This is a genomic window from Microvirga sp. CF3062, from assembly GCF_036314045.1.
Taxonomy (GTDB): domain Bacteria; phylum Pseudomonadota; class Alphaproteobacteria; order Rhizobiales; family Beijerinckiaceae; genus Microvirga.
The window spans coordinates 66,198-84,256 of sequence record NZ_JAYGGN010000005.1; the positions used below are offsets into that span (position 1 = coordinate 66,198).

At 65.2% G+C, this 18,059-nt stretch carries 18 protein-coding genes and 1 tRNA gene; 12 read left to right on the forward strand and 7 right to left on the reverse strand.

Annotation, left to right across the window (positions count from 1 at the left end):
* Genes VB618_RS10540 through VB618_RS10550 form a run of 3 tightly spaced genes read right to left on the reverse strand, consistent with a single transcriptional unit; the run spans nucleotide 1 to nucleotide 2,165 of the window.
* Entirely contained in the window at nucleotides 1–672 is a 672-nt protein-coding gene (locus tag VB618_RS10540) for an LON peptidase substrate-binding domain-containing protein (protein WP_329796601.1), read from the reverse strand.
* 26 nt (nucleotides 673–698) lie between these two features.
* Nucleotides 699–1,595: a thioredoxin gene (gene trxA, locus VB618_RS10545; protein ID WP_329796603.1), complete on the reverse strand. Its 897-nt coding sequence runs from the start codon at nucleotides 1,593–1,595 to the stop codon at nucleotides 699–701.
* Between the two features lie 30 nt (nucleotides 1,596–1,625).
* Entirely contained in the window at nucleotides 1,626–2,165 is a 540-nt protein-coding gene (locus VB618_RS10550) for a prolyl-tRNA synthetase associated domain-containing protein (protein ID WP_329796604.1), read from the reverse strand.
* A 261-nt stretch (nucleotides 2,166–2,426) separates the two neighbouring features.
* On the opposite strand from VB618_RS10550, the gene VB618_RS10555 reads away from it, so the two are divergent.
* The 3 genes from VB618_RS10555 to VB618_RS10565 all read left to right on the forward strand — a co-directional run bounded on the left by VB618_RS10555 (nucleotide 2,427) and on the right by VB618_RS10565 (nucleotide 6,969).
* Nucleotides 2,427–2,501: transfer RNA gene (locus tag VB618_RS10555), tRNA-Gly, on the forward strand.
* A 145-nt stretch (nucleotides 2,502–2,646) separates the two neighbouring features.
* Nucleotides 2,647–5,040 (forward strand): transketolase-like TK C-terminal-containing protein, encoded by a 2,394-nt coding sequence (locus VB618_RS10560; protein ID WP_329796605.1) that lies wholly within the window; start codon nucleotides 2,647–2,649, stop codon nucleotides 5,038–5,040.
* A 147-nt stretch (nucleotides 5,041–5,187) separates the two neighbouring features.
* Nucleotides 5,188–6,969 (forward strand): ABC transporter ATP-binding protein, encoded by a 1,782-nt coding sequence (locus VB618_RS10565; RefSeq protein ID WP_329796606.1) that lies wholly within the window; start codon nucleotides 5,188–5,190, stop codon nucleotides 6,967–6,969.
* A 3-nt stretch (nucleotides 6,970–6,972) separates the two neighbouring features.
* On the opposite strand, the gene VB618_RS10570 is transcribed toward VB618_RS10565, so the two are convergent.
* Complete coding sequence (locus VB618_RS10570) at nucleotides 6,973–7,695, reverse strand: fused DSP-PTPase phosphatase/NAD kinase-like protein (protein WP_329796607.1); 723 nt, start codon at nucleotides 7,693–7,695, stop codon at nucleotides 6,973–6,975.
* 308 nt (nucleotides 7,696–8,003) lie between these two features.
* Here VB618_RS10570 and VB618_RS10575 point away from each other — a divergent pair, with 308 nt between their 5' ends.
* From VB618_RS10575 to VB618_RS10595, 5 genes are all read left to right on the forward strand, one after another.
* Complete coding sequence (locus VB618_RS10575; RefSeq protein ID WP_009490841.1) at nucleotides 8,004–8,285, forward strand: acyl carrier protein; 282 nt, start codon at nucleotides 8,004–8,006, stop codon at nucleotides 8,283–8,285.
* A 194-nt stretch (nucleotides 8,286–8,479) separates the two neighbouring features.
* Nucleotides 8,480–8,941 carry a 3-hydroxyacyl-ACP dehydratase FabZ family protein gene (locus VB618_RS10580; protein ID WP_329796608.1) on the forward strand — a complete coding sequence of 154 codons (462 nt, stop codon included), beginning with the start codon at nucleotides 8,480–8,482 and terminating at the stop codon, nucleotides 8,939–8,941.
* Complete coding sequence (locus tag VB618_RS10585) at nucleotides 8,941–10,062, forward strand: beta-ketoacyl-ACP synthase (protein WP_329796609.1); 1,122 nt, start codon at nucleotides 8,941–8,943, stop codon at nucleotides 10,060–10,062. The genes VB618_RS10580 and VB618_RS10585 overlap by 1 nt, the downstream gene beginning before the upstream one ends.
* Nucleotides 10,063–10,072: 10 nt before the next feature.
* Nucleotides 10,073–11,353: a beta-ketoacyl-ACP synthase gene (locus VB618_RS10590; protein WP_329796610.1), complete on the forward strand. Its 1,281-nt coding sequence runs from the start codon at nucleotides 10,073–10,075 to the stop codon at nucleotides 11,351–11,353.
* Between the two features lie 3 nt (nucleotides 11,354–11,356).
* The gene (locus tag VB618_RS10595) at nucleotides 11,357–12,103 is read left to right on the forward strand and encodes an SDR family NAD(P)-dependent oxidoreductase (RefSeq protein WP_329796611.1); all 747 of its coding nucleotides are present in this window, start codon (nucleotides 11,357–11,359) and stop codon (nucleotides 12,101–12,103) included.
* On the opposite strand, the gene VB618_RS10600 is transcribed toward VB618_RS10595, so the two are convergent.
* A complete protein-coding gene (locus VB618_RS10600) occupies nucleotides 12,075–12,593 on the reverse strand; it encodes a DUF6622 family protein (RefSeq protein ID WP_329796612.1) in 519 nt (172 codons plus the stop codon). The two genes, VB618_RS10595 and VB618_RS10600, sit on opposite strands and share 29 nt — an antisense overlap.
* Before the next feature lie 129 nt (nucleotides 12,594–12,722).
* On the opposite strand from VB618_RS10600, the gene VB618_RS10605 reads away from it, so the two are divergent.
* The 4 genes from VB618_RS10605 to VB618_RS10620 all read left to right on the forward strand — a co-directional run bounded on the left by VB618_RS10605 (nucleotide 12,723) and on the right by VB618_RS10620 (nucleotide 16,546).
* Nucleotides 12,723–13,529, forward strand: a complete 807-nt coding sequence (locus VB618_RS10605; protein ID WP_329796613.1) for an MBL fold metallo-hydrolase — start codon at nucleotides 12,723–12,725, stop codon at nucleotides 13,527–13,529.
* 170 nt (nucleotides 13,530–13,699) lie between these two features.
* Nucleotides 13,700–14,722, forward strand: a complete 1,023-nt coding sequence (locus tag VB618_RS10610) for a zinc-binding dehydrogenase (protein WP_329796614.1) — start codon at nucleotides 13,700–13,702, stop codon at nucleotides 14,720–14,722.
* Between the two features lie 110 nt (nucleotides 14,723–14,832).
* Nucleotides 14,833–15,780: a lipid A biosynthesis lauroyl acyltransferase gene (locus tag VB618_RS10615; protein ID WP_329796615.1), complete on the forward strand. Its 948-nt coding sequence runs from the start codon at nucleotides 14,833–14,835 to the stop codon at nucleotides 15,778–15,780.
* Between the two features lie 10 nt (nucleotides 15,781–15,790).
* On the forward strand, nucleotides 15,791–16,546 hold the full coding sequence (locus VB618_RS10620) for a DUF1223 domain-containing protein (protein WP_329796616.1): 756 nt from the start codon (nucleotides 15,791–15,793) through the stop codon (nucleotides 16,544–16,546).
* Here the strand turns inward: VB618_RS10620 and VB618_RS10625 are convergent.
* A complete protein-coding gene (locus VB618_RS10625) occupies nucleotides 16,543–17,154 on the reverse strand; it encodes a TPM domain-containing protein (RefSeq protein ID WP_329796617.1) in 612 nt (203 codons plus the stop codon). The genes VB618_RS10620 and VB618_RS10625 overlap by 4 nt on opposite strands.
* On the reverse strand, nucleotides 17,155–18,057 hold the full coding sequence (locus tag VB618_RS10630) for a TPM domain-containing protein (protein WP_442931748.1): 903 nt from the start codon (nucleotides 18,055–18,057) through the stop codon (nucleotides 17,155–17,157). It lies immediately after the preceding gene.
* Between the last annotated feature and the right edge of the window lie 2 nt (nucleotides 18,058–18,059).

Sequence of the window (18,059 nt, forward strand, 5' to 3'; positions counted from 1 at the left end):
CTATTGCATGGTCGATTCGGAGCCGGCGCCGCTGCGGGCGAGCTCGATCTCTGTGAGCGCGATGAGCACCTCCGCCCGCGACTTGAGATTGGGCGCCTCCAGCAGCGCCTGCTTCTCGCGCACGCCGAACGGGCTCATCATGCACAAAGCATTCACCAGGGCCTCGTTGGGCGCCTCCTCGATGCCGCGCCAGTCGACCTTCACATGCACTGCGTTGACGAAGTCGCGCAGGGCTTTGACCACACCGGCCCGGTCGACCTCGGTCTCGCCGGCGCGGGCCGTGAAGTCGGACGCGAAGGGCTCGAAGCTCACGCGGCAGCGGCGAAACAGATCGATGGGCGGCAGCTCCTCCTCGATGCGGAAACGCCCGATGCCGATCAGCGTGATCAGATAGCGGCCGTCGCCGGACTCGGCGAACTGGGTGATGCGGCCGGCACAGCCGACCCGGTAGAGCTTCGGCGCCGTCGCGTTGGGATCGTTGTCCGCGTCGGGCTGCACCATGCCGATGATGCGATCGGTCTTGAGCGCCTCATCCACCATCGCGAGATAGCGCGGCTCGAAGATGTTGAGCGGCATCTGCCCGCGCGGGAGAAGAAGCGCGCCGGGAAGGGGAAAGACCGGGATGACCGACGGGCAATCCTCCGGCCCTCGGTATGCCGCGTTCATTCCCATTCCGATCTCCCCAAACTTATGGCGCGTCAGGAGAACAGGAGCGAGGAGAGCCTCCGCCGCCCTGCCAGCGTCATCTCGTCCATCGGGCCCCAGGCCTCGAAGAACTGAACGAGCTGCTTGCGCGCGCCGTCATCGTTCCAATTGCGGTCGCGCCGGACGATTTCAAGGAGGTGATCGACAGCTTCTCCGCGCCGCCCGCGGGCGTTCAACCCGATGGCGAGATCGAACCGCGCCTGATAGTCCGCTGGATCTGCCTCGACCTGCCGCTGCAAGTCTGCGAGATCGCCGAGCGAACCTGCCTGCTCGGCGAGTTCGATAGCCGCGCGGGCACCGGCGATGGCCGGATCGTTGGCCTTCGCCTGGGGCGCCATAGCGAGGAAGCGCTTGGCGCCTTCCAGATCGTTCACCTCTACATGAAGCTTCACGAGGGCGGCGAGCGCTGCCACGTTCTCGGGATCCTGCGAGAGGACGGCAGCGTAGAGTTCGGCGGCCCCGCCCATGTCGCCGGCGGCCGTCAGGCTGTCGGCCTCGGCCAGGATTTCTTCGACGGCGCTGGGACCCAGCGGCCCCACGAGGCGCTCGATGAAACCCTTGATCTGGCTTTCCGGCAGTGCGCCCATGAAGCCGTCCACCGGCTGGCCGCGCTGAAAGGCGAACACGGCGGGAATCGACTGCACGCCGAGCTGGCCGGCGATCTGCGGATGATCGTCGATGTTCATCTTCACGAGCTTCACCTTGCCGCCGGCGGCGCGCACGGCCTTTTCCAGGATCGGGGTGAGCTGCTTGCAGGGGCCGCACCAGGGCGCCCAGAAATCCACGAGCACCGGCTGCTGCATGGACTCGGTCAGCACGTCCTGGCGGAATGCCGCCGTGGTGGTGTCCTTCACCAGATCGTCGGAGGGGGCGGGGTTGTCGGAGAGCATGCGATCCTCGAAGCGAGAGAAGAACTTCCGTTAAATGGGAGCTTGAGCGTTGTCTGACAATTCCGCCGGCGGCTCCGGCAGGCGCAGGATCAGCGGATCGTGTCCCGTGGCGCGCAGGAACGCGACCAGATCCTCCCGCGACACGCCCGTGGTCATGGAATTGACCAGCGGGTGAAAGTTCACCCGCTCGTGCTCCATCAGGTTGGCGTCGAGCACCATGGTGACTTTGCCTTCCGTATCGTTCACCACTGCGAAGGCCGTGACCGAGCCGGGCTCGACCCCGAGCAGGGCGCGCAGCTGCTCGGCGGAGCCGAAGGACAGGCGGCCCGAGGCGCCGAGGGCCTCATGGGTGCGCTTGAGGTCGATGGGGGTGTCGTGCTTGGCGGAGATCAGGAAGAAGCGGCCCTTCTTGTCCTTCACGAACAGGTTCTTGGAATGGGCTCCCGGCACCTGCTCCTTGACGGATTTCGATTCGGCCACCGTGAAGACGGGCTCATGCTCCACCGTCTCGGTCTTGATGCCGAGCGAGGACAAGCGATCCAGGAGTTCCTGCGGGGACAGATGGGCCAAGATGATCCTCCAAACCTGATCGGCTTCTAGAGCATCGGACCCAAAAGTGGAAACCACTTTTGGGATCCATCCGATGCTCACTTTCCTAAGCAGCGCATCGTTCGGAGCGGAAAACCGGACCCACTTTTCCGCACGATGCGCTAGCGACCGGATGAAGCAGGCTCAAGGGTTTCGCGGAAAAGTTCTGCGGGACCCTCTTGCAATGCGCGCTGTTTTGAGGCAAATCACGGGCCTCGCAACGATGTCTCGGCATCGCGGAGCGCGGGTGTAGCTCAGGGGTAGAGCACAACCTTGCCAAGGTTGGGGTCGAGGGTTCGAATCCCTTCGCCCGCTCCAATTTCTCTCAAATTCGAGAGTTTCACGAAGGCCCGCCATCCGGCGGGCTTTTCGTTTTTAACTTCCCTCAAGACCTCGTCTAAGCCTTAGGCCTCGCTTCGAAAAACCATTGGGCTTATATCTCGGCAAAACCGGGAGGGACCCCATGGCTGACGCACGGCACCTGAGCATCTTGAAGGAACTCGAGCGCAAGGTGCTCTGGCTGTCCACCTGGACCATCCACAACGCCAATCATCTGCGTCCCAACGAGGACGGCATGAAGATCGGCGGGCACCAGGCTTCTTCCGCCTCCCTCTCGACCATCTTGGCAGCGCTCTACTTCTCGGTACTGCGTCCGGAGGACCGGGTGGCGGTCAAGCCCCATGCCAGCCCGATCTACCACGGGATTCAGTACCTTTTCGGCCGCCAGACCCGCGAGAAGCTGGAGAATTTCCGCGGCTACAAGGGAGCCCAGTCCTATCCGTCGCGCACCAAGGACATCGATGACGTGGATTTCTCCACCGGCTCGGTGGGTCTGGGCGTCGCCCAGACGCTGTTTGCCAGCCTCGTGCAGGATTACGTGAAGGCCCACGGCTGGGCGAAGGACAAGCCTGAAGGCCGCATGATCTCGCTCGTGGGCGATGCGGAGATGGACGAGGGCAACATCTTCGAGGCGCTGCTCGAGGGTTGGAAGCACGGCATCCGCAACACGTGGTGGATCATCGACTACAATCGTCAGAGCCTCGATGCGGTCATCCGCGAAGGCTTGTGGGAGCGCTTCGAGGCGCTGTTCCGCAATTTCGGCTGGGACGTGGTGATCCTCAAGCACGGCTCCCTGATGCAGGAGGCCTTTAAGGAGCCCGGCGGCGAGCGCCTGCGCGACTGGATCGATACCTGCCCGAACCAGCTCTACTCGGCCCTGACCTACCAAGGCGGGGCCGCCTGGAGGAAGCGCCTCCTGGACGATCTCGGCGATCAGGGGCCGGTGACCCGCCTCATCGAGAGGCGCTCGGACGAGGAGCTGGCCGAGCTAATGGCCAATCTCGGCGGCCACGACCTGCCGAGCCTGCTCGACGCCTTCGAGAAGGCGAGACAGCACGACCGGCCGGTCTGCTTCCTGGCCTACACGATCAAGGGCTTCGGCCTGCCGCTCGCCGGCCACAAAGACAACCATTCCGGCATGCTGACGCCGACCCAGATGGGGGCCTGGCAGAAGACGCAAGGCGTGCGCCCCGGCCACGAATGGGACAGGTTCGAGGGGATGAAGGTCCCTCAGGCCGAGATCGAGCGGTTCCTGGCCGCGGTGCCGTTTATTCAGAAGGGTACGCGGCGCTACACCGCCCCGGCCGTGCCGGTGCCCGAAAAGCTCGCCTTCCCGGCTAATCCGGCCATGTCGACCCAGCAGGGCTTCGGGTTCATCCTCAACGAGCTGGCGCGCCAGGACAGCGCTCTCGCCTCGCGCATTGTCACCACGGCGCCGGACGTGACGGTCTCGACCAATCTCGGCGCCTGGGTGAACCGGCGCGGGCTCTATGCCCGCGAGAGCCTGGTCGACACCTTCAAGAAGGAGCGGATTCCCTCGACCTACAACTGGGAATTCTCGCCGTCCGGCCAGCATATCGAGCTCGGCATAGCCGAGATGAACCTGTTTATCGTGCTCTCGGCCCTAGGCCTGTCGCATTCCCTCTTCGGCGAGCGCATCCTGCCCATCGGCACGCTCTACGACCCGTTCATCTATCGTGGCGCCGATGCCCTGAACTATGCCTGCTACCAGGATGCCCGCTTCATGATCGTCGCCACGCCATCCGGCGTAACGCTGGCGCCGGAGGGCGGCGCACACCAGTCCATCGGCACGCCGCTGGTCGGCATGGCGCAGGATGGCCTGGCCTCCTTCGAGCCCGCCTTCGTGGACGAGCTTGCCGTCATCATGCGCTGGGCCTTCGACTACATGCAGCGCGAGGGTGGCGAGCCCGACGAGAAAACCTGGCTGCGCGACGAGACCGGCGGCTCGGTCTATCTGCGCCTGTCCACCCGCACGCTCGAACAGCCGCAGCGTGAAATGACGCCGGAGCTGGCCGACGACGTCAGAGCAGGCGCCTATTGGCTGCGCAAGCCCGGGCCGAACGCTCAGGTGGTCGTCGCCTATACGGGTGCGGTGGCGCCGGAAGCGATCGAGGCGGTGGGCCTCATGGCCGAGGACCGCCGCGACATCGGGCTGCTCGCCATCACCTCGGCCGACCGGCTCAATGCGGGCTGGACGGCGGCGCAGCGCGCGCGCGAGCGTGGCCTTGTCCGTGCAAGGTCCCATGTGGAGCGCCTGCTCGCCGATGTGCCGCCCCATTGCGGCTTGGTGACGGTGATCGACGGCCATCCTGCGATGCTTGCCTGGATGGGCTCGGTCATGGGCCACCGCACCCGCTCGCTCGGGGTGGAGCATTTCGGCCAGACCGGTACGGTGAAGGATCTCTATCGCCACTTCGGCATCGACGCGCAGGGCATCATCGCGGCGGCCGAGATGATAGCCCCCGGCCGCCCGATCCGACATTTGAAGGCGGTCTGACCGGCCTACGGAACCATTGTTACAATGCCGGCGCCGCTCTGCGAGCGGCAAAGCGGCGCTGAGGCCCTGCAAGCATTTCGAAAGATTTGCGGCTGAACGGTTCACATGGTAACCGCGGGCCTCCAAAATAGGGATTTCACAGAGTCCATGGCGTCCAAGAGCATCCTTCGGGGGGACACCCTTCCCTTGATCAGCCGTCTGTGGCGGGACTGGATGCGTCCGCACAGGAAGACGCTGGCCGTGGTGCTCGTGCTGGTCGCCCTGGTGTCCGGCGCGACGGGGCTCTACCCGATCCTGATCAAGGCGGCTTTTGACGCCTTCGACAGCAAGGATGCGCAGGCCATCATGCTGGCGCCGCTATTCGTGATCGCCGTGACCTCCGTGAAGGGCTTCTCGCTGCTCGCGCTCACGGTCCTCACCAACAAGGCGGTGACCCGAATCGAGGCCGACATGCAGACGGCTCTCTACGGCCACATGATCGAGGCCGATCTCTCCCAGATCGATCGCGAGAGCCCGGCGGCGCTCACCCAGCGCTTCACCACGGATTTTGCCTTCATCCGCGAGGCGCTCACCCGCCTGTCGACGGTGTTCCTGCGGGAAACGACGACCCTCATGGCCTTGATCGCCGCCATGCTCTGGATCGACCCGGTGCTGACCATCGTGGCGGCCGTAATCGCGCCCTTCTTCGCCTATCCGGTCAACAAGATCGGCCGGAGGCTGCGCCAGGTTGCCGCCTCGACCCAGGAGCAGACCGGCGTGATGGCGAGCCTCATCACCGAGAGCCTTGCCGGCACCCGCATCGCCAAGACCTATGGGCTTGAGCGCTATCTGAAGGCCAAAGCCGCCAAGACCTTCGACGATGTGCGCGGCCTCAAGATGAAGGCGGCCAATGCCCGCGGGCGGATGGATCCGGTGCTTGAGACGGGCGGCGGCCTCGCCGTGGCCATTGTCCTGATCCTGATCGGTCAGCGCATTCTCTCCGGTGCCAGCACCGTGGGCGATTTCACCGGTTTCGTCACTGCGCTGGTCATGGCGGCGCATCCGGTCCGGGCGCTCGGCAATCTCAACGCCATCGTCCAGGAGGCCGCCGCCGCCTTGCAGCGCACCTTCGACGTGATGGATCAGGCCCCCGGAATCCAGGATAAGCCGGGTGCCGAGCCGCTGCGGCTGACGGGCGGCGAGATCCGGTTCGCGGACTTGTCCTTCTCCTACGACGGAGAGGCGGCGGCACTCGATCACGTCAATCTCGTGGCCGGGGCCGGGCAGACGACGGCTCTGGTCGGCCGATCCGGCTCGGGCAAGTCGACGCTCCTGTCCCTCGTGCCGCGCCTCTACGATTCGACCCGGGGCTCCGTCCTGATCGACGGGCAGGACGTGCGGGACGTCTCCCTGGCGAGCCTCCGGCAGGCTGTTGCTGTGGTGAGCCAGGACGTGATTCTCTTCGACGACACGATCCGGGCCAACATCGCCTTCGGCCGGTCCGGCGCCTCCGACGAGGAGATCGTGAATGCCGCAAAGGCGGCAGCGGCCCACGACTTCATCATGAGAATGCCGGAGGGCTACGACACGGTGGTCGGGCCGGGCGGCGGCCGAATGTCGGGCGGCGAGCGCCAGCGCATTTCGCTCGCCCGCGCCTTCCTGAAGGACGCGCCGATCCTGCTCCTCGACGAGGCGACGAGCGCCCTCGATTCCGAATCGGAGCGGCTGGTGCAGGATGCCATCCGCAAGCTCATGAAGGGCCGCACCACCCTGGTGATCGCCCACCGCCTCTCGACGGTCCGCAATGCGGAGAAGATTGTCGTGATGGAAGGTGGGCGGGTTGCGGAAACAGGGTCCCACGAGGCTCTCATCGCCAAGGCGGGCGCCTATGCCCGCCTGCACCGCCTGCAGCTGTCCGACGACAGCGAGCCCAGCCTGGCGGTGTCCTGAGGCCTACTCGCGCCGCATGATCCTGTCGACGAGAAGATGGGACCAGAAGCCGTATCGGAAATTCCGCTCCAGATCGTCCGCGTCGTAGCGGGTCTCGATCCAGGTGAGGAATGGAATGCCCTTGGCTTCGCCTTCGCGCCGGTAGAGGTCGAAGAACTCGTCCAGGATGCCGGTCTTCGAGAACCGGAAATGGCCGAAGCGCATGGACAATTGCCGTTGGGCCTCGTCGATGGACTTGCCCTCATAGACCACGAGGTAGAGGGCGGCCACGAAGCCTGCCCGGTCCGCGCCCGACTTGCAGTGCAGAACCGCCGGATACTCGATGGTGTCGAAGAATTTCTTGGCGGAGAGCAGGGTCTCCCGGTCCGGTGCGCCGCGGGAGCGCACCACGAACTCCTCCAGGTGGATGCCGAGCCGCTCGCAGGCCTCCTTCTGGAGCTGCCAGGAGCCGTGCTCCCGGCCGCCGCGCAGGTTGATGATGGTCCGGATGCCTTCGCTTTTAAGGGCGGCGATCTGGTGCGGTGCCGGCTGGGCCGAGCGCCAGAGCCGGTCCGTGACCGGGTGCTTGTTCAGGTAGAAGAGGCGGAAAACGCCATGATCGGCAATCAGCATATGGGTCCAGGCGCGCAGGCGCCCCCGCAGCCCCTCGATGGGTCTGTCCCATCGGGCGATCCGGGCCATGCGGCGGGCATAGCGGATTTCAGGCTTGAGGAACCTGTTGAGCACGTCGATCCAGCAATCAGTTTCTGTGTAAGATCATTCGGTTTAAACCCGAAGGCGGCCCTTATCGACGATGGGAGCCGAATAATCAATCGGCTGCTTCCTATGCCGTTGCCGCAGGGAAAGTTCCCGCTCTCCCGGCCAAGCCGATTCGGCTAGACGCAACCAATCGGTTGCCGGTCCGGCGCCTGTCGTGTAAGGGGTGCGCTTCGAAACAACCCTCGTCGACGAAATGAGCGTCTGGACACCGGGCCTTCCCAAGCGTGCCGGCGCCGCATCGTTGAGACCAACAAGCACTTCAGGAGAGCGGCGTCATGTCGTCCACCTTCGAGACCGTCGCCGGCATCATTTCGGAGACCGCCGATATCCCGCGCGAGCAGATCACGCCCGAGAGCCATGCCATCGAGGATCTGGGCATCGACTCGCTCGCCTTCCTGGACATCGCGTTCGCGATCGACAAGGCCTTCGGGATCAAGCTGCCGCTGGAGCAGTGGACCCAGGAAGTGAACGAGGGCAAGGCTCCGGCCGAGGAATACTTCGTCCTGAAGAACCTCGTGGCGCGCATCGACGCGCTGGTGGCCGCCAAGCAGGCCTGATACTTCAAAAGCTCCATCCCGGAGGGTAGGCCTTGAGGGGCTCGTCGGGATGGTAGGCGCGACGCAGCCCTCCTCCCCCTTGTGGGGAGGAGTTGGAGGTGGGGGTGTAAGCGTCACGCTGGTCCAGTTCATCGCTGGCACCCCCGCCCCTAGCCCCTCCCCACAAGGGGGAGGGGGACAGGTTCCGCAAAACCATGCGCCTCGAATATTTTGAAATGATCGACCAGGTGACGGCCCTCGACCGCGAGACTAAGCGGATCGAGGTGTCCTCCGTGGTCCCCCAGGAAAGCCCGGTCTTTGAAGGGCATTTTCCCGGCCACCCTCTCGTGCCCGGCGTTCTCCTCACCGAGACCATGGCCCAGGCCTCGGGCTATCTCGTGCTCGGCCTCATGGGTTTCACCCACATGCCGTTCCTGATGGGCGTCGACAAGGCGCGCTTTCGCACCTTCGTCGGACCGGGTACGGTGCTCACCGTCTCGGCGCAGTTGGAACATGAGGGCTCCGGCTATGCTGTGACCAAGGCCAGGATCACGGCCGAGGGCAAGCCGATCTGCGATGCGGAGCTGCGCTTCCGGATCATGCCCTTCCCCGAAGGCATGGACGGCCTGATGCGCGCGCAAGCCAAGCGCATCGGTCTCCTGGAGGAGAGTGTCTGATGCGGGATGTCGTCATTACGGGAGTGGGCCTCGTCTCCTCTGCCGGAGAAGGCCTGGAGGCGCATCTGGCGGCCCTTGCCGGCGGCACCTCGAACACGGATGCGGCCACCTTTGAGCCTTTCCCGGTCCACCCGGCGGTTTCGCTCGAATGGGACCGGCAGATCCCCAAAAAATCCGACCAGCGCCAGATGGAACCCTGGCAGAAGCTCGGCTGCTACGCGGCGGGCCTCGCCCTCGACTCTGCAGGCGCCAAGGAAGACGCAGCCCTCAAGGGCCGCATGCAGCTCATCGTCTCGGCCGGCGGCGGCGAGCGGGATTACGCGGTCGATGGGCAGATCCTCACCGGACTGCGCAAAGCCGACAATCCGGGCGTCTTCCTCAACGAGCGCCTGATGGGCGATTTGCGCCCGACCCTCTTTCTCGCGCAGCTTTCCAACCTGCTCGCCGGCAACATCTCCATCGTCCATGGGGTCACGGGCGCCTCACGCACCTTCATGGGCGAGGAATCGAGCGGCGTCGATGCCATCCGCATCGCCCGCGAGCGCATCGCCTCAGGCCAGGACGACATCTTTCTCGTCGGCGGCTCCTACAATGCCGAGCGTCCTGACGTGCTCCTCATCTACGAGATGGGCGGCTTCCTCTGGAAGAAGCCCTATACTTCAGTCTGGGAGCGTCCCGCACAGGGCGGCGGCATGATCCTCGGATCGGGAGGCTGCTTCCTGGTGCTCGAATCCCGCGAACATGCGGCTTCGCGCGGCGCAAAACCACTCGCTGCCATAGCGGGCGTCGCCTCCGACCGCTCTCGTCGCGAGCCGGGCAGCATCGAAGGCTCACTTCACGGCCTGTCGCGGCAGCTAGAGGCCAAGCCCGATGTCGTGATCTCCGGCGCCACCGGCATCAAGGGAATCACGGATGAGGAGCAGGCGGCGCTCAAGGACATCGCGCCGGGTGCCGCCATCCATTCGACCGGAGATCTCGTCGGCCATACCATGGAGGCCCAGGCACCCATCGGCGTCGCGCTGGCCGCGGGCCTGATCGCTCAGGGCGGGCTGAGCGAGGCGCTCGTCACCTCCATCGGACATTGGCGCGGCGAAGGCGCCATCCGGCTCACCAAGGCTTGAGGAGAAGGCTATGGCGCTTCGCGATAAACAGGGCCGCCCGCTCGTCGCCGTCACCGGCATGGGCGTGGTCACGTCTCTCGGCCAGGGCAAGGATGACACCTGGGCTGCTCTGACGGCCGGCAAATCCGGCATTCACCGCATCGAACGCTTCCCTACGGAGGGCCTGCGCACCACGATTGCCGGCACCATCGACTCGGTCGATGTGGAGCCCTTCTGCGCCCCCATGCTGTCCGAGCGGCTCGCCATGCTGGCGGCCGAGGAGGCGGTGGGCCAGTCAGGCTTGGCGTCCAGCGATTTCCCGGGCGCACTGTTCATCGCCGTGCCGCCCGTCGAGATGGAATGGCCGCAGCGCGAGGCCTTGGCCAAGGCCTCGGGGCAGGACGGTGACGTCACCTACAAGGATTTGCTGAAGGCAGCGGCCTCGGGCGAGTTCAAGCCCTGGCATGATCTCTTCATCTTCGGCACGGTGGCTGATCGCGTCGCCGACCGCTTCGGCACCAGGGGTTCGCCGATCTCGCTCTCGACCGCCTGCTCGTCCGGCGCCACCGCAATCCAGCTCGGCGTCGAGGCGATCCGTCGCGGCGAGACCGATGCCGCGCTGTGCATCGGCACCGACGGCTCGGTGAACCCGGAATCGCTCATCCGCTTCTCGCTGCTCTCGGCGCTCTCGACCCAGAACGAGAACCCGGAAGGCGCCTCAAAACCCTTCTCCAAGAACCGCGACGGCTTCGTCATGGGCGAGGGCGGCGCGGCGCTCGTGCTGGAGAATGCGGAGGCTGCGAAGGCGCGCGGCGCCACAATCCTCGGCTATGTGCTCGGCTGCGGCGAGAAGGGCGATGGCTTCCACCGCACCCGCTCGTCCCCGGACGGCATGCCGGCCATCACGGCGATCCGCGAGGCTCTAGCCGATGCGGGTCTCTCGCCCGACGACATCGATTATGTCAACGCTCATGGCACCTCGACGCCGGAGAACGACAAGATGGAGGCCATGAGCTGCACCGCCGTGTTCGGCGAGCGCATGGCCAACGTTCCGATCTCGTCGAACAAGTCGATGATCGGCCATACGCTCACGGCCGCCGGCGCCGTCGAGGCGGTGATGTCGCTCATGACCATCGGCACCGGCCGCATCGCGCCGACCATCAACTATCAGGTGCCCGATCCCGCGATCCCGCTCGATGTGGTGCCTAACGTCGCCCGCGACGCGAAGGTCGATTACGTGCTCTCCAACTCCTTCGGCTTCGGCGGCCAGAACACCTGCCTCGTCTTCGGGGCTGAGCCGAAAGGGGCTTAAGTCATGACTCGGGTTCTGGTGACGGGCGGCGGCAAGGGCGTAGGCGCCGCCATCGTGCGGGCGCTTGTGGCGGCCGGCCACGATGTCGACTTCACTTACCGCTCATCCGGTGACGCCGCCAAGGCGCTCAGCCAGGAGCTGATGCAGGCCAATCCCGGCCGCACCGTCACGGCCCATGAGATCGATCTCGCCGACAAGGCCGCTCTCGACGCCTTCTGCGAGACCATCGAGGGCGAGAGCTTCTTCGGGCTCATTCACAATGCCGGCCAGCCCTACGATGCGCTTGCCGCCATGATGCAGCAGGACAAGGCCGAAGCCGCCATGCAGGTGAACTTCTGGTCGCTCACCCGCATCGCCAAGGCGCTCATGCGCGGCATGATCCGCGCCAAGCAGGGGCGCATCGTCGCCATCGGCTCGGTGGCGGCGCTCCAGGGCAATCCCGGCAACGCGGCCTATGCGGCCTCGAAGGGCGCGCTGATCTCCTATTGCCGCACCCTCGCGGTGGAGACAGCCAAGCGCAATGTGACGGTCAACGTGATCGCCCCGGGCTTCATCGACACGGACATGATGGCGCCCTACGCGGCCTATCGCGACAACATGGAAAAGCAGATCCCCGCCGGGCGCTTCGCCAAGCCGGAGGAGATCGCGGGCCTCGCGGCTTTCCTCCTGAGCGAGCCCGCCGCCTACATCACCGGCACGGTGCTGCCCATCGACGGCGGCCTCACGTCGATGCTCGGGGTGCATCGGTAGGGCGAAGGTAGCGCAGCATGAGAGCGGCCCACCAGCCGGCGCTCATGCCGGTTCCGAGACCGGCGACGGCATAAGGCAGGGTCGACCGAAGGCTCTCCTCGACCAGGTCACGGTTGAGGGCCATCGAAACTTCGATGGCATAGCGTATCCCGAACAGGATGAGGCCGGTCACGAGCCAGAACGCGGTGCCGGGCATGTGGATGAGCCCTTGCGTCCGGTCGATGCCGATCCGCAGAACCATCGCCCAGGCCGCCCCGGTCCCGAGCCCCAGGAGACAACCCGCCAGCCAGAGCGGGAGAATGTCGGCAAGGCGCGCCGAGTTGAGGAGCGTGCCGAGCGCCACGGCCAGGAAGATCCCAGGAACAAGGCTGAGTCGGGCAGGGCTTCTGCGACCGGGGCGCATGGCCGTCATGCCAAGATAGACGATCAGCACGAGAATGCCCCAAACCCACAGAGGGGTGCCGCTGATGATCGAGAGGACAGATTGCACGTGCGCATCTCCAATCCGAAAGCTATATCATCATACAGCGCTGAGAGAGGAAATCTGCCGCTGACCTCTCATTCCGACTCTGTCCCTTGAGCGGCAATAACGAGAAATTTCGCCTAGCCAGGAGCCTTCATGACCCGGTTCATGTGCGTTCAGTGCGGCACCCAGTTCGCCGAGACATCTGCACCGCCTTCCTCATGCCTGATCTGTGAAGATGAGCGCCAGTATGTACGCTGGTCCGGGCAGGAATGGATGACCGTCGAGGATCTGAAGGCGACACACCGCAATGTCTTCACTGACGAAGGCAGCCTCACGGGCATCGGGGTCGTGCCCGATTTCGCCATCGGGCAGCGGGCGCTCGCGATTCCTGCGGGAGATGGCGCCATCCTGTGGGATTGCGTATCCCTGGTGACGCAGGAGGCGGTCGAGAGGATCCGCCGCATGGGCGGTCTCAAGGCCATGGCGATCTCGCATCCGCATTTCTACGCCGCGCAGGCCGAGTGGAGTGAAGCCTTCGGCGGCGTGCCGGTCTATCTGCATGGGGATGACCGTCCGTGGGTCATGAACCCGCATGAGGCGATCCGGTTCTGGGCAGGCGAAACCCTGGAGGTTGCGCCGGGCTTCACGCTGATCCGCACCGGCGGGCATTTCGAGGGCAGCACGGTGCTGCATCATGCAGCCGGAGCGGACGGCCGGGACGACTTGTTCGTGGGTGATACGCTCTCGGTTCTCCAGGATCGCCGCCACGTCAGCTTCATGCGCAGCTATCCCAATCTCATTCCGCTCAACCGCGCGGCCGTCGAGCGGATCGACGCAGCCCTGGCGCCTTTCCCGTTCGAGCGGATCTTCGGGACCTCCGCACAGCGAAGCATCCTGCAAGGCGGAAAGGCGGCTGTGGCCCGGTCGGTCGAGCGCTATCTGGCGGCGATCCGCGACTGAAGGCGCGGCGAAAGGCGCGACGCGCTTGTCATTCCGACGCCCGACCTTTAATCCGCCTCCATCAGTTTCTCCCATCATGGCTAGGCTCGTCCTGGCCATCCACGTCTTTGCTCCGCAAGGGCTGGATCCCGAAACAAGTCCGGGGATGATGACGACAAGGATTTCAAACTATGCGCTCCCTCCAGCTTTTCGGCGACCGTGACCTCCGCATCACCGAGATCGATGCCCCGCCGCCGCCTGCCGCCGGCGAGGTGCAGGTGCGGGTGAAGGCGCTGGCGCTCAACTACCTCGATGTCTGGGGTTTTCGCGGCATGGCCTTTGCCAAGCGCAAGATGCCCCAGGCGGTGGGCGTCGAGGCCTCGGGCGAGATCGCCGCGGTGGGCGAGGGCGTCACGCGCTTCAAGGCGGGCGATCCGGTCACGATGTACGGGGCTGAGACCTGCGGCCATTGCGCAGCCTGCCGGAAGGGCTGGGGCAATCTGTGCGAGAACGTCGCCGGCATCATGGGCTTCCACATCGACGGCTTTGCCCGCGAGCTCATCAACCGGCCGGAGCGGCTCGTGATTCCGGTGCCGAAGGGTGTTTCCTTCGAGCAGGCGGCCTGCGCGCCCATCGGCTTCGGCACCGTGCAGCACATGCTCTTCGACAACGCCAAGCTGGAGCCCGGCGAGTCCATCCTCGTCCATGCCGGCGGATCGGGCATCGGCACGGCGGCGATCAAGATGGCCAAGGCCATCGGTTGCACCGTCTACACCACCGTGGGCGACGACGAGAAGGGCGAGAAGGCGAAGGCCTTGGGCGCCGATTATGTCGTCAACTACCGCACCGAGCGCTTCGAGGGCGAGGTGCGCCAGTTGACGAAGCGCAAGGGCGTCGACGTGGTGTTCGAGCATGTGGGCGCCGAGACCTGGAACGGTTCGCTGCTCTGCCTCAAGCGCGGCGGACGCCTCGTCACCTGCGGGTCCACCTCGGGTGTCTCCACCACCATGAACCTGATGCAGCTCTTCCAGCAGCAATACCGGATCTTCGGCTCCTTCGGCTGCCGGATCGAGAACATCAGCCAGTCGCTGGACAAGATGGCCCAGGGCATGACACCGGTGATCGACGCCGTCTTCCCGCTCGACGAGTTCCAGCAGGGGCTTGAGCGGCTCGAGGGCCGCAAGGTCTTCGGCAAGGTGGTCGTGACGTTCTGAGCCGCAAGCCCGCCTCTGGAACAATGGGCCGCGACCGCAGACCTTGACGAAATCGTCTCCTCGCGAAAAGACGCGGGGAGTTTTCTTTTCAGGCCAGGATTCAAAAGAACGTGCAGCAGCCCCATCGCCCCCGCAGCCTCGTCTCGCGCCTCACCGAGACGATCATGGTCGGCGTCGTGCGCGGCGTCTTCGGCCTGGCGCGGGCGCTGGGGCCTGAGCGCTCCGGTGCCGTAGGCGCTGCGATCACGCGCATCTTCGGCCCCCTGCTCAAGGCACACAAGACAGCTCTGAACAACATCCGCGCCGTCTATCCCGAGAAATCCGAAGCCGAGGTGAAGGCTTTGGCGCTCGCCGCCTGGGACAATCTCGGTCGCACGGGCGCCGAATATCCGCATCTCGGCCGCCTGTTCGATTTCAATCCCGACAGCGATGTTCCCGGCCGCACCGAGGTCGACGGCATCGACCACTTCCTCGAGCTGCGCGATGACGGCAGGCCCGGCCTCATCTTCTCGGCGCATTTTGCAAACTGGGAGCTGCCGGCGATCTGCGCCGCCCGCTTCGGGCTCGACACCACGGCGGTGTTCCGCGCGCCCAACGATCCGGCCATCGCCCGCGTGCTGCACGAGATCCGCAGCGAGACCATGGGCAATCTGGAAGCGGCCCGCCAGGGCGCTGCTTTCGCCATGCAGGGAGCGCTGGAGAAGGGCGGCCATCTCGGCATGCTCATCGACCAGCATTTCACCCGCGGGGTGATCGTCAACTTCATGGGTCGCCCGGCGCTCGTGAACCCGATCCTGGGAAAATTCGCCCGCCGCTTCGACTGCCCGGTCCACGGGGTGCGGGTGATCCGTTTGCCTAATCACCGCTTCCGCCTTCAGCTCACCCCACCTCTCGATCTGCCGCGCGATCCGGACGGACAGATCAACGTGCAGGGCGCCATGCAGGCTATGACTTCCGTGGTGGAGGAATGGGTGCGGGAATACCCTGAGCAATGGCTGTGGATGCATCGCCGCTGGCGGGTGCCTGCAACCGCTCAAGGTAACGTGAGTTCACCTTGAGGCGGAATTCATGTTCCATGGCGGCATCATGGTGTTTCGATTGAAAGCGATCCTGGCGGCCCTTGCATTTGCCGCTTGCCTGCAGCCCGCTCTGGCGGAACCACCCCGTGCGGTGGTCGAACTCTTCACCAGCCAGGGCTGCTCCTCTTGCCCACCGGCGGACGAGTTGCTGGTCGAGTATTCCCGCCAGCCGGACATCGTGGCCCTGTCATTGCCGGTCAATTATTGGGATTATCTCGGCTGGAAGGACACGCTGGCCCATGTGGCCTTCACCGAGCGCCAGAAGGCCTATGCCCATTCCCGCAGCGACCGGCAGGTCTTCACGCCGCAGATGATCGTCAACGGCAAGAAATCCTCCATCGGGTCCGACCGGGCGCAAGTCGAGAAGGCGATCCAGTACACCACCAAGGGACGCAAGGCCCTGCCGGTGAACGTGATCATTACCGAGCAGAACGGCGCGGTCTCGATCGCCATCGAGGAGACGCCTGACACCGCGCAACGCGAGGCCGAGATCTGGATCCTGCCGGTGCTGAAATCGCAGACGGTGCCGATCGAGCGCGGCGAGAACCGGGGCAAGACCATCACCTACGCCAATGTGGTGCGCGGCCTGAACCGAGTCGGCGACTGGCGCGGCGGCTCCGCCCGCTTCGAGGTGCCGCTCGAAATGGCCCGCAAGGGTGGCGACGCCTATGTGGTGCTCCTGCAGGGCACGGATGCGACCCGGCCCGGCCTCATCCTGGGTGCTGCGAAAGGTCCCGGCCTCTAATCGAGAAGAATGACCTTGTTGGGCAGCTCGTCCACGTCGTCGCGGCGGGGAGGGGCGTGCTCAGCGAGGATTGCGCCAACGCGCCGGATGGCCTGCTCTAGACCCTCGATCATTTGCTCGTTTCGGATCGCCGCCGTCAGGTCCGCCACGATACCGGCCCAGGTCTCTGGATCAACTTTGTCCGCAATCCCTGTGTCGGCCAGGATCTCTGCATGATGCTCGGCCAGCGCCAGATAGATCAGTACGCCGGTCTTCTCCCGCGTGCGGGTGAGCCCGCGCCGCAGGAACTCGCGCGAGGCCGCCTCGTGCGCCTGAGTGTGTTTGATGGAACGCGGCACCAGGGCGAAGCGCAGCTTCGGCCAGGAGAGCGCGAGGCTTGAAGCCAGTGCCACGGCAAGCTGGATCAAAAAGACGCGCGAGGTGCTGATGTCGGTCAGCCAGATCAGCGGCCAGGGCGTGACGAGCGCCGCGAGCATCGCCCAGAGCAGCGGGACGGCACGATAATGCCCGGCCTGCTCGGCGATCACGAGAACGATCTCGCCGGAGGTCTCGTCCTCCACGTCACCGATTACGTTCGCCAGCCGAGCCTGTTCGTCGCTTGAGATCATCTACCAGCTCCCCGAAGCGCCGCCACCGCCTGACGAGCCCCCTCCGCCCGAGAAGCCGCCCCCGCCGGACCATCCTCCTCCTCCACCGCCTCCCCACCCGCCGGTGGTGACGATCCACGGGCCATGACGACCGCGCTTGATACCCTGCCTGCGGCTCGCACCCATCAGGCGCGCAATCAGGAAGAACAGGATCAGCAGGATGATGAAGGCGATCACCGGATCGATGACGGTGGTGCTGTCCTCGCGTACTTCAGCGCGGCGCTGCCATTCCTCCGCGTCCCCCGTGAGGATCGACAGCATGGCGTCGACACCCGCATCAATGCCGCCTACGAAATTGCCCTTCTGGAACTGGGGCGCAATGGCCGTGGCGATGATGATCTTCGACAGGGCATCGGTGAGAGCGCCCTCCAGCCCGTAGCCCACCTCGATGCGCACCTTGCGCTCCTGCGGCGCCACGAGGAGCAGGGCGCCGTTGTCCTTGCTCTTCTGGCCGAGCTGCCAGTGCCGGAACAGGCGGTTGGCATAATCCTCGATCTCATAGCCTTCCAGCGAGCGCAGGGTCGCGACCACCACCTGGTCCGTGGTCTTGTCCTCATGTGACTTCAGCTTCGCCTCGAGTGCCGCCCGTTCTTCAGGCTTCAGGAGGTTCGCTGCATCGACCACACGGCCGGTGAGGGGCGGGAAAGCCTGGGCGAGGGCGGGGAGGGAGAAGAGGAGAGTGAGGAGAAAGACGAGGATGGCGATGAAGGATGCAGTCGTGCCCTTCTCCCTCTTGAGGGGAGGAGTTGGAGGTCGGGGTGTAAGCGCTTTCCTGAAATCAGATTGGCTCTGGCACCCCCACCCGGCCGCTTTCGCGGCTGCCACTCCCCACAAGGGGGAGGGGATTCCCGGTGCTGCCATCATCC